Source organism: Actinomycetota bacterium, from assembly GCA_030774015.1.
Taxonomy (GTDB): domain Bacteria; phylum Actinomycetota; class UBA4738; order UBA4738; family JACQTL01; genus JALYLZ01.
Map to the genome: position 1 here is coordinate 22,915 of JALYLZ010000035.1, position 8,859 is coordinate 31,773.

The 8,859-nt window shown below is 71.9% G+C and carries 8 protein-coding genes; 3 read left to right on the forward strand and 5 right to left on the reverse strand.

The genetic code is table 11. The annotated features are described in order from the left end of the window. The first annotated feature begins 46 nt into the window (after positions 1-46). From M3Q23_03310 to M3Q23_03320, 3 genes are read left to right on the forward strand one after another with little or no spacing between them, the layout of a single operon-like run. A complete protein-coding gene (locus M3Q23_03310) occupies positions 47-3,094 on the forward strand; it encodes an ABC transporter permease (GenBank protein ID MDP9341140.1) in 3,048 nt (1,015 codons plus the stop codon). Next, entirely contained in the window at positions 3,091-4,194 is a 1,104-nt protein-coding gene (locus M3Q23_03315; protein MDP9341141.1) for an ABC transporter ATP-binding protein, read from the forward strand. Before M3Q23_03310 ends, M3Q23_03315 begins: the two co-directional genes overlap by 4 nt. Continuing rightward, positions 4,187-4,903: an ABC transporter ATP-binding protein gene (locus M3Q23_03320; protein MDP9341142.1), complete on the forward strand. Its 717-nt coding sequence runs from the start codon at positions 4,187-4,189 to the stop codon at positions 4,901-4,903. Before M3Q23_03315 ends, M3Q23_03320 begins: the two co-directional genes overlap by 8 nt. Positions 4,904-4,910: 7 nt before the next feature. Here the strand turns inward: M3Q23_03320 and M3Q23_03325 are convergent, their stop codons facing one another. From M3Q23_03325 to M3Q23_03345, 5 genes are all read right to left on the reverse strand, one after another. After that, a complete protein-coding gene (locus M3Q23_03325; GenBank protein MDP9341143.1) occupies positions 4,911-5,318 on the reverse strand; it encodes a PIN domain-containing protein in 408 nt (135 codons plus the stop codon). Beyond that, positions 5,315-5,521: a type II toxin-antitoxin system VapB family antitoxin gene (locus tag M3Q23_03330; protein MDP9341144.1), complete on the reverse strand. Its 207-nt coding sequence runs from the start codon at positions 5,519-5,521 to the stop codon at positions 5,315-5,317. Before M3Q23_03330 ends, M3Q23_03325 begins: the two co-directional genes overlap by 4 nt. Before the next feature lie 355 nt (positions 5,522-5,876). After that, a complete protein-coding gene (locus M3Q23_03335; GenBank protein ID MDP9341145.1) occupies positions 5,877-7,100 on the reverse strand; it encodes an FAD-dependent oxidoreductase in 1,224 nt (407 codons plus the stop codon). Then, positions 7,097-7,405, reverse strand: a complete 309-nt coding sequence (locus tag M3Q23_03340) for a non-heme iron oxygenase ferredoxin subunit (protein ID MDP9341146.1) — start codon at positions 7,403-7,405, stop codon at positions 7,097-7,099. The genes M3Q23_03335 and M3Q23_03340 overlap by 4 nt, the downstream gene beginning before the upstream one ends. Positions 7,406-7,479: 74 nt before the next feature. Then, on the reverse strand, positions 7,480-8,859 hold a 1,380-nt coding region (locus tag M3Q23_03345), incomplete at its 5' end, for a hypothetical protein (protein ID MDP9341147.1).

Genomic DNA, 8,859 nt, shown 5'->3' on the forward strand with positions numbered 1-8,859 from the left:
ACGCGCGGGCCGACCGACCGGGCCGCCGGTTCCGTACACACTCCTGATGGCGACGCTCCGGTTCGTGCTCAAGCGCCTGGTCGCCCAGCGCCTGCTGGGACTGGCCATGGTCGTCACGCTTGCGTTCAGCATCGGCGTGCTTGTCGCCGGCCCCATCTACGCCGACTCCTCCCGCGAAGCCATCCTGTCGTCCCAGATCCACACGTCCGACGTGACGGTGAAGAACATGCGGGTCACCAAATTCGGCAGCGGGTCGTTCCCCTACGCGGACGCCGACAAGGACCTTCGACAGTCGCTGCGAGGCATCCCGGTCGCTCAACTGGTCCGCCAGGGCCTGTCGAACATGCGGCTCAGCGCGCGAGGCCGGTCCGGCTCGTTCCAGCTGCTGTTCCGCGACGGCGCCGCGAGACATCTGCCGCTGAAGGGGGCCGCGCCCGTCGGGCCCAACCAGATCGCTCTGCCGAACGGGATCGCCCGCCAGCTCGGGCTGAAGGTCGGGGACACCCTGATCGCATCGGGCGCGTCGGGAGCGAAAGTCGCCATGCAGGTCACCGGCATCTACACCCCGCCCACACCGAGCGACTTCTGGTTCGGCTCCCTGAACCCCTTCCCCGCGCCGGACTCCACCCAGCTCCCCCCGTCGATCGTGGATCGGACCGGGTTCCTGGCCCTCTCACAGCGCCTCGACCTCACGTCGAAGTTGGTGTGGGACGTGTACCTCGACTTCAGCGGGATGTCGTTCGCGCAGGCCGTTCCCGTGGCGAACCGGATCCAGCGGCTCGCGTTCCCCGACGAGTCACCCCTGGCGGGGGTCGGGAAGACGACGGAGTTCCCCACCCTGCTGACCATCGTGGAGCAGCGGACGGCGAACCTGCGGATCCCGGTGTACCTGGTGGTGTTCCAGATCGGCGCGGTGGCGCTGGCCGTCCTGGCCGGCGTGGCGTCGCTGGCGCTGACCCGGCAGTCCTTCGAGCTGGCCGTGCTGCGAAGCCGGGGGTTCACCCGGGGGAAGCTGCTGTTCGCGCAGGCCGGGCAGACGGTGGTGACGGCGATCCTCGGATACCCTCTGGGCCTGCTGATCGGGATGTTCCTGGCGAGGCTGGCCACGCACGCGAACGGCCCCGCGCCTCCCGGCACCATCTATCCGATCCGGCTCTCGCTGCCGTCGTTCCTGGCCGGCGCCATCGGCGCCCTCGCCGGGATCGCGATCCTGCTGGTGCTGTCACTACCAGTGATCTCGCGGACGATCATCGAGGAGCGCCGCCTGCTGTCCCGAGAGGCCCGCCCGCTGCTGGCCCGCTACCCCATCGAGCTGTTCATCCTCCCGCTCGGCATCGCCGCGTTCTACGAGGTCAAGACGCGAGGGTTCCTGCCCATCTCGCAATCGGGGTCGCTCGACCCCCTGGTGGTGCTGGCGCCGACGCTGCTGCTGTTCGCGGCGTCGTTCATCGCCCTCCGGCTGCTGCTGTTCGTCCTGCGCCGCATGGAGGGGCTGATCGGTCGGACCCGGGCCCTGCCGGCGTACCTGGCGGGCCGCCGCCTGGCGCGGTCCCCGGGAACCAGCTTCGCCATCTCGCTGCTGCTGGTGCTGGCCATCGGGTTGCTGGTGGTGTCCACCTCGTACCGGGCCACCATCATCCGCAACCACCAGGACTCGGCGCACCAGGACCTGGGGGCGGACTGGCAGGTGGCGGTGGCCGCGCCGCAGCAGCAGCTCTCGGCCATCGACAGCATGCCTCCCGGGACCACCCCGGTGATCCGCACCGACCCGGACTTCGAGCAGGGCTCGTTCACCCCGCCTCCCGTGGCCCTGGCCATCGATCCCGCGACCTATGCGGACGGCGGCTGGTGGCGAAGCGACTACGCACGGATCTCGGAGTCCGACATCCTGTCCCGGCTGTCGGCGCCGATCCCCGGGCTCCGGCTCCCCCGGGGCGCACAGGACCTCCAGCTCACCGTGGGGGCGACGAAGGTCGTGAACGGCCTGGCCCTGGAAGCGACGTTGCTCCAGCCGGATGGAACCGTCCGGACGGTGACGTTCGAAGCGGAGGGCGGCCCAGGGCTCCGGCCCGGGACCGCCACCTACTCGGCCGGCGTCGCCGGATCGAGCAGGCTGCTCGCGATCGTGGTGCTGGAGGCCGGGGTCTCCCAGAACGAACAGCCGGTGCGGCTGACCGTGACCGACGCGCACCTGGTGGGCGGCGGGGGCCAGCCCGCCCTCGACCTGGCGCAATGGAACACGTTGGAGTGGCGGGGAAGCTCCGGCCACGTGTCGACCTCCGGCGACGCGGTGACCGTCTCGATCGGGCGGGGGGTCGGGCACGTCCTCGGGGGCATCATCCCGCCGGAGCCGCCGCTGCCCGCGATGGTGTCGCCCGCCGTGGCCGCGCAGGAAGGCGGGCAGTTCGACGTGACCCTCGGCGGAGCCACGGTGCACCTGCGCGTCGTGGCGCAGGCCAGGGGCTTCCCGTCGGCCCTGGGCGACTTCCTGATCGTGCCCATCCGCCCGCTCGTCGTGGACATGGAGCGGGTCGGTGAACCCGCGCTCGCCGTGAACGAGGTGTGGGGCATGGGCGACGACCCCCGCCCGGCGCTCCGGGCGGCCGGGTTCTCGCCCGGACAGGCGAGCAATGCGGCTTCCGAGGTGGCCCTGCTCTCTCAGCTTCCCCAGAGCCTGGCCGTCGGCATGCACTTCACCGCCGCGGCGGGGGGGATGGCGCTGGTCGTGATCGGGGTCTCCGTGGGGCTGTACTTCACCCAGCGCCGAAGGGAGTTCGAGTTCGCGTCGCTCCGGGCCATGGGGTCGAAGTCGCGGCAGGTCGCCGGCACGCTGATCACCGAGCAGGGCGCCATGATCGCGTTCGCGGTGGTGGCGGGGGCGGGGCTCGGGTTCGCGGTGGTGCGCCTGATGATGCCGTACTTCGGAAAGGCGGTGGGTGCGGCCTTCCCGGCGCCGGTCCTGGTCGTCGACTGGCGCTGGCTGGCCATCTACGGCGCGGCCATCGCCGCGGCCACCGTGCTCGGGCTGACGCTGGCGCTGCGAACCCTGCTCCGGTCCTCCGTCACCGGAGTGCTGCGAGGTGAGGCCGAGTGAGCCAGTGGGGCTTCGGGACGCGGGGCCGGCCGCTCCGGCGCACGCCCGAGCGGCCCGTGGCGAGGGCCAGGCCCGGCGACGTCCAGCCGGCGACGCCGGGCGAGCGCCTGACGTGGGGCGAGGCGCCCGGCCCGGTCAACCTGGCGGCCGAGGAGGTCCTGGTTCAGTTCCGCCGCGTCTACAAGATCTACCGGATCGCGGATACGGGAGTGGTCGCCCTGGGCGGCGTCGACCTCCGGATCCCCCGCGGGGAGTTCCTGGCCGTGGTGGGCCCGAGCGGCTCCGGCAAGTCCACCATCCTGAACCTGGCCGGCGGCCTGGACAACGCGTCCGCGGGGGCCGTCGAGGTCGAGGGCCGGGACCTGGGGCGGCTCGGCGACGAGGAGCTCACCCATTACCGGCGCGACCAGGTCGGCTTCGTGTGGCAGGGCACCGCCCGCAACCTCGTCCCGTACCTGTCCATCCGGGACAACGTGGGCCTGCCGCTCATCGCCAAGGGACAGGCCCGGTGGACGTCCAAGCGGGCGGAAGAGCTGCTCGATGCGGTGGGGCTGGGCGACCGGACCCGGCACCGCCCCGGCGAGCTGTCCGGCGGCGAGCAGCAGCGAGCCGCCATCGCGGTGGCGCTGGCCAACCTGCCCTCGCTGCTGCTGACCGACGAGCCCACGGCGGAGCTTGACTCGGAATCGGCGGAGCTCGTGCTCTCGACGTTCCGGACGGTGAACCGGGAGTTCCGGGTCACCATCGTCATGGCCACCCACGACCTGGTGGCGGCGAAGAAGGCCGACCGGAGCGTGCGGATCCGCGACGGCAAGCTGGTCCACGAGGGACATCCGGTGGGGCGGCTCGGCGAGCAGGGCCAGGTCACGCTGCCGGCCGAGGCCATCCAGGCCCTGTGGGGGGCCGACGTCGAGGCCGAGATCCACGACGGCGAGATCCGCCTGCGGCGCAAGTCCGATCGAGGGCTGGTGGGCGGCCCCAGGCCGGCGGGCGACGACACGTGGCGGCGGCCCCCGGCACCGGCTGCGGCGGAAGCCGAAGCTGCGGCGAAACCGGTGCCGGCGGGCGACGGGGCCGAGGAGGAGGGCGCCGGTGCCTGAGCCGGCGCTGCTCTCGGCGCACGACGTCGTCCGGAGCTACCCGGGCCGGCTGGGGGTGACCGCGGTCCGGGGAGCCTCGATCGAGCTCCGCCGGCGTGACTTCGTCGCGTTCATGGGGCCCTCCGGCTCCGGCAAGACCACGTTCCTGGGGGTGCTGTCGGGGCTGGACCGGCCCGACCAGGGGGAGGTTCGCTGGCACGGCGAACCCATCGAGCGGCTCCGCCCCGCCGAGTACACCGAGCTCCGTCGCCGGCTGATGGGGATCGTGTTCCAGAGCTTCGGGCTGCTGCCCGCCCTGTCGGCGGTGGAGAACGCCGAGCTTCCACTGCGCGTGTCGGGCGCCTCGCCGAAGGTGGCCCGGGCCAAGGCGGTCGAGTGGCTGTCGCGCCTGGGCCTGGCCAACCGGCTGGAGAACCGGATCTTCGAGCTCTCGGCAGGGCAGCAGCAGCGGGTGGCGGTGGCCCGCGCCCTCATCGTGGAGCCGGAGGTGGTCCTGGCCGACGAACCCATCGCGGAGGTGGACACCGAGAACGCCGACCTCATCCTGGAGGCGCTGTGGGACGTGGTCCGCCGCGGGGGCGCGGTGATCGCGGCCACCCACAACCCCGAGGCCCTCCGCTTCGCGAACCGGGTCGTGCTGTTCCGGGACGGGAAGGTCCAGGCCGACGGCACGCCGGCCGAGCTGGCCGACCGCCTCACCGTCGACTGAAGCGAGCTCAGGCGTCGTCGAGAGGATGGATCGCCAGATCCGTGTGCCGTGCGATCACGTCGAAGTCGCGGTCGGCGTGAAGGACGGCCGCTCCGGCGCGTATCGCGGGGACGGCAATCATGCAGTCCGTTATGTCCCGCACCACCTCCCCCGCGGCACGGCACGTCCGGTAGATGGCAGCAGCCTCTTCGTAGTCACTGAGCCCTGCCAGAGGAAGGATCGGAAGGCTCAGAAGCTGTGATCGGAGTTCCTGGAAGGAGGGGCCCGGCGTCGCTCCTGCCAGGAGTTCCATGACGACCACCTCGCTCACCACGACCTCGGCGTCTTCCTCGAGCAGCCTATCGAGGGTCGTGTCTGCGGGGTGCCCGGATCGTCGAAGGAACTCGACCCATGCCGATGTGTCGGGGAGGATCAAATCTCCGGTGGCTCCCAGTGCCGGAGCTCCGCCAGATCACCTTCCCAGCCAATCCCTCGCAGCTTCCGCATGTCTTCCGGGCGCCTGTCGCCCACCAGCCGGCGGAGGGCGAAGTCGATGGCCGCACGCTTGGTGGGCAGCCGGTAGAGCTTCATGGCTCGCTCCAGGAGCTCGTCGTCCACGACGACGTTCGTCCTTCCCATGGCTCCGAGTCTACACACTGATACACATCGATGTGTATCAGGAGGAAGCTCAGAACCGGAGAGCGCGCCAGACGTCCTCGCCGCGGTCGTGGAAGTCCATCTCGGCGTAGCCCCGCCGCACGCCGTTGCCGTTGCGGCGGAACAGCTTCGTCCAGAACCCTCTCCTTCCGTTCCGGCCGACCGACCGGGCCAGCGACTCGATCCGCGCATCGCGGAGCCGCTGCTGGAGGTTGAGGTCTCAGGCGGGGTGACCGATGACCGGGCTGAACGACAATGTGCCTCCTCCTTCCTATGGTCCCACACCGGGTGCGCACGGGGGGGCCTCCGCCGAACAGACCTCCGGAACCCGCAAACGTTACGTGGCTGCGGGGGCCAGGGTTCGCAGGTCCACGTCCTCGTCCCGGAGCGCGCCGGGGTCGGGCCGTGCGCCGGCCTTGATGAGGGGCATGGCCCGGCGGACGTCGCGGGGGCGGTTCACGCTGACGGCCGACAGCAACACCCCGTCCGACAGGTAGAACGCCGAGAAGCTGCGCTCCTCGACGCTTCCCCGGAACACCAACCGGTCCCACGACCCCGCCACGCCCGCCATCTGGAGGTTCACGTCGTACTGGTCCGACCAGAACCAGTGGGGATCGTCGAACGCCTCCCCTGCGCCGAGGAGGTTTCGGGCCACCACCGGCCCCATCTTCAGCGCGTTGTCGAAGTGCTCGACGCGGATGCGGCCGAAGCGGGGGTGATCGTGGCGGGCCACGTCGCCGACGGCGTACACGCCCGGGACGGTGGTCTCGAGCGCCGCGTCGACCAGGATGCCGTCGTCCACGGCGACGTCCGTTCCGGCCACCGCCTCGACGTTCGGCTGCACGCCCACCCCGACCACCGCGAAGTCGCACTCGACGCGGCGGCCCGACGTGGTCACCATGGCTCCCACCCGGTCGCCTCCCTCGAACCTCTCAGCCGACTCCTGGAAGTGCATCCGCACGCCGTGGTCCCGGTGGACGGCCTCGAGGACGGCGCCGACCTCGGCCCCCAGCACCCGCTCCAGCGCCGTGGAGAACAGCTCCACCACGGTGACCTCGGCCCCCAGGGACCGGAGCGACGCGGCGACCTCCGCGCCGATGAAGCCCATGCCCACGATCGCGGCGTGGGCTCCACCGGCGGATGCCTCCCGGATCCGGTCGGCGTCGGCCGGCCTCCGCAGGTCGAACACGCCGCCCAGGTCGGCCCCCGGCACGTTCAGCCGGCGGTTGCGGGCCCCGGTGGCGATCACCGCCCGGTCGAAGGGCACTCGAGATCCGTCCGACAGCTCGAACGAACGGCCCGCCGCGTCCAGCCGTTCCAGCCGAACCCCCAGGCGCAGCTCGATGCCCTGCTCGCCGTACCAGGCCTCCGGGCGGACGAGGCACTCCTCAAGGGACTGCTCACCCCGGAGGTACTCCTTCGACAGCGGCGGCCGTTCGTACGGCGGGATGTCCTCCTCCCCCACCAGCACGATGCGGCCGTCGAACCCTTCCTCGCGCAGCGCCGCCGCCGCGGTCCCACCGGCCAGGCCGGCGCCCGCGACGGCGATCGTCTCGGTCACGCCTGGACCTGGATGGCGCCGCCCTCCACCTGCACCGGGTAGCTCGCGACCGGCTCGGCGGCCGGGCCGTTCAGCACCTCGCCCGTGGTGACGTCGAACTCGCTGCCGTGGCAGGCGCACGTGATGGTGGTTCCGTCCAGATCACCCTCGGCCAGCGAGCACTGGCGGTGGGTGCACGTGTCGTCGAAGGCGTAGAACGTGCCGTCGACGTTGGCCACCGCGACCGGAACGCTCCCCACCTGGAAGGCCCTGACCTCCCCCGTTGGAACGTCCTGCGCCGATCCCACCGTCACGAACTCAGCCATGTCGCCTCCTTTTCGAAGTGGCGGCGGCAATACGGCCGACCGCCCGGGAGCGATTGTGACCCAAATTGCCGGGGTCAGGTCGAGCCCGCTTCGGCCCCGGGCCCGGCCGGCCGCCGGGGGCGGTACGGCCACGCCACGATGGACAGCCCGAACACGATGTACAGCATCGCCAGCACCAGGATCCCCACCCGGAACCGCAGGGGCAGGATCGCCGGGATGAACGCGCCGGTCACCCAGGCCAGCTGGAACAGCACCTCGTAGCGCACGAACACCTTCCCCTGCATCCCGCCCGGCGCCGAGCGCTGCATGAGGCTCTGGAAGGCCAGACGGCCGAACTCGGTGCCCGCGCCGGCCAGCGCGGCGAAGATGGCCAGGACCAGCAGGTCGAACGCGCCGAACGCCAGCAGTCCCGCCACACCGGCCGTGAACAGCGCCCCCAGCACCAGGCTGTTGCCGCGGATCCGGCTGGGGATCCGGGGGGCCAGCACGTCTCCCAGGAACGAGCCGGCCGTGGCGGCCGCCGCCAGCACGCCGAACCAGTACGTCGGTTGGTGGCTCCGGCGCAGGGCGAACGCCAGCAGGAACAGCAGGAAGCCGCTGGCCCCGCGCAGCACCGCGGTTCCCGCCGCCGCCGTGGCCAGCCGGGCGATCCGGCCCCGAGGCCCCACCTCGCCCTCCACCCGTTTCACCGGGGGCTGCGGCAACCGGAGGTTCAGCAACGCAGTCCCCGCGTACGCCAGCGCCGCCAGGTACAGCACTCCCGTCGACCCGGCGACCTTCAGCACGATCACGCCCGGACCCGCGGCCACCACCGCGGCCACGGCGGCCAGCCGCCCCATCCGCGCGTTGACGCGGAGCAGGCCCTCCTCGGACGGCGCATACGCCACGGTCAGGCCGTTCTTGGTGATCCCATGGACCTTGGACAGCACCAGCAGCACGAACGCGGCCGGGAACAGCAGCAGCGTGCTCACTCGGGGCGCTGCGTAGACGGCCGCGATGGTCCGCCCCGCGGCCGCCGCGAACGAGATGGCTCGGCGGGAACCTCCCCGGTCCAGGAGCGGGACCAGCAGCGGGCCGGCCACCGCGATGGGCGCCATGGTCAACCCGAGGTACAGCGCCACCTTCAGCCTGGCCTCTCCCACCGGAAGGGAGAAGAACACCGAGTTGGCCAGGGCCACCGCGACGATGGCGTCGCCGGCCACGCTGGACATGTGCACCAGCGAGTACCGGTCCAGGGGGTCCTCGGAGTGGTACATGCGCTGAAGGGGCCTGGTGGCCCGGACGAACAGCCTGGCCAGCCACAGCAGCACGTCGGCCGCCCGGTCCAGGGCGCGATGCCCGGCCGAATGGGCCCCCGTGGCTGTGGGCGGAGGCGTCGTGGCGGGAGCGGTCGGGCGGGGCTCGCGCGGTTCCCGCGGTTCCCGCGGCTCCCGTGGCGGCGGCCTCCTCACGGC